Annotated in this window: 2 protein-coding genes; both read left to right on the top strand. The window is 67.3% G+C overall.

The window, feature by feature from the left end; genetic code table 11:
* A partial coding sequence (locus EOA28_RS34770) for a sugar ABC transporter substrate-binding protein (protein WP_128315799.1) occupies positions 1–772 on the top strand: 772 nt, incomplete at its 5' end.
* A 40-nt stretch (positions 773–812) separates the two neighbouring features.
* Positions 813–1762 (top strand): ATP-binding cassette domain-containing protein (locus EOA28_RS34765; RefSeq protein ID WP_148671063.1); only part of this gene is annotated, 950 nt, incomplete at its 3' end.

The raw sequence follows: 1762 nt of genomic DNA, 5'->3' as shown, positions 1-1762 counted from the left end.
GGACGTCAAGGTGACCGACACCCAGGCGAGCGCCGATCAGGCCAACGCAGCGATGAACAGCTTCGCGGCCCAGCATGTCGACGCCATCTTCGTGCTGGCCTTCGCCAGCAGCTCGATCGGCTCCGGCCTGGCGGCGGCGCGCGACGCGCATATCCCTGTCGGCACTTGGGGTGGCGAGATCGTCCCCGGCATCGTGGCGACGACCAGCGGCCGGCAGGTTGGCGACGATTCGGTCAAGTATCTCCTGGAGAAGGCCGGCGATAAGGCCAATGTCCTGGCCATGACCTTCCATCCGGGCAAGCTTTGCATCGACCGCGGCATGGCCTTCGACGAAGGAGTCAAGGGCAAGTCGGGCGTCAAGGTGGATTACAGCGAAGTGGTCGCGCCCGGGCAGGTCCAGTTCGGCAACGCCACGGCCGCGGCCTGGCTGACCGCGCATCCGGCCGGCGGCGACACGCCGCTCGCCATCTGGTCGTGCTGGGACGAGCCGATGCAGGGCGCCGTGGCGGCGCTGCGCCAGGCCGGGCGCACCGATGTGACGACAGTGTCGATCAACGGCAGCGCCCAGGCCCTGCAACTGGTCAAGGAAGGCGACATGACGGCCACCGTCTGGCAGCCCGCCTATCAGGAGGGCAAGGAAGTGTTCCAGGCCATTCTCGACTCCATGAAAGCCGGCGATTCATGGCAGCCGAAGACCATCGAGATCCCCGGCGTGGTGGTGACCAAGGACAATGTCGACAAGTTCATGGCCGAACACCCCAATGGCATGTAAGACATACAGGCTGAGCCGCTCCGCGAAACGGAGCGGCTAGGTGTCGGCGCCCGTCTCGGCCGCCGGCGCATGGATGCGCATCCGCGGCCTGACCAAATCCTTTGCGGGCGAACTCGCGCTCGACCGCGCCGATCTCGATATCGAGCGCGGCCGGGTGCACGGCCTTGTCGGCGCTAACGGCGCCGGCAAGTCGACGCTGATCCGCTGTCTCGCCGGCGTCACCAGTCCGGACCAGGGCAGCGTGACCATCGCGGGCAATGAGCTTCAGCTGGGCTCGCCGAAGGCGTCCGAGCGCGCGGGCCTCGCCTTCATCCATCAGGAACTCAATCTGATCCCGCATTTCAGCGCCCTGCAGAACATGCTGCTCGGTGCGCCGAAGGTGACGCGGTTCGGCATGATCGACTGGAAGCGCTCGGGCGTCGCCGCGCGCGCCGCGGCCGAGCGCGTCGGCATCCGGTTTCCGCTCGACACGAAAGTCTCGGAGCTGTCGGTCGCCCAGCGCTGGCTGGTCATGATCGGCAAGGCGCTTACCCGCGACGCCAGCATGATCGCGATGGACGAGCCGACAGCCTCGCTCTCCGAGCCGGAAAGCGAGCAGCTCTTCGCCATCATCCGCGATCTCGCCGCCCAGGGCGTCGCCATCCTCTACGTGTCGCATCGGCTGGAAGAAGTGCTGCAGCTTTGCGACAGGATCACCGTGCTCCGCGACGGCCGCATCGTCAGCCAGGCCGAGCGCGGCGCGCTGGATAAGAAGGGATTGGTTCGCGCCATCATCGGCCATGCCATCCGCACGCCGGATGAGCGCGACCGCCTTGCCCCCGACCGCAGCCGGCAGCCGGTCTTTTCCGCACGCTCCATTGCCTGGAAGCAGGCGGTGAAGGATGTGAGCCTCGATCTCTACAAGGGGGAGGTTCTGGCGCTCGGCGGGCTCGTCGGGGCCGGCCGCACCGAATTCGCTCATCTCGTTGCCGGGCTCGCTCGCCCCGAGGC

Source organism: Mesorhizobium sp. M2A.F.Ca.ET.067.02.1.1, from assembly GCF_004023285.1.
Lineage (GTDB): Bacteria > Pseudomonadota > Alphaproteobacteria > Rhizobiales > Rhizobiaceae > Mesorhizobium.
The sequence above is the reverse complement of the archived record's forward strand: the minus strand, read 5'-3'. Positions and strand labels throughout refer to the sequence as shown.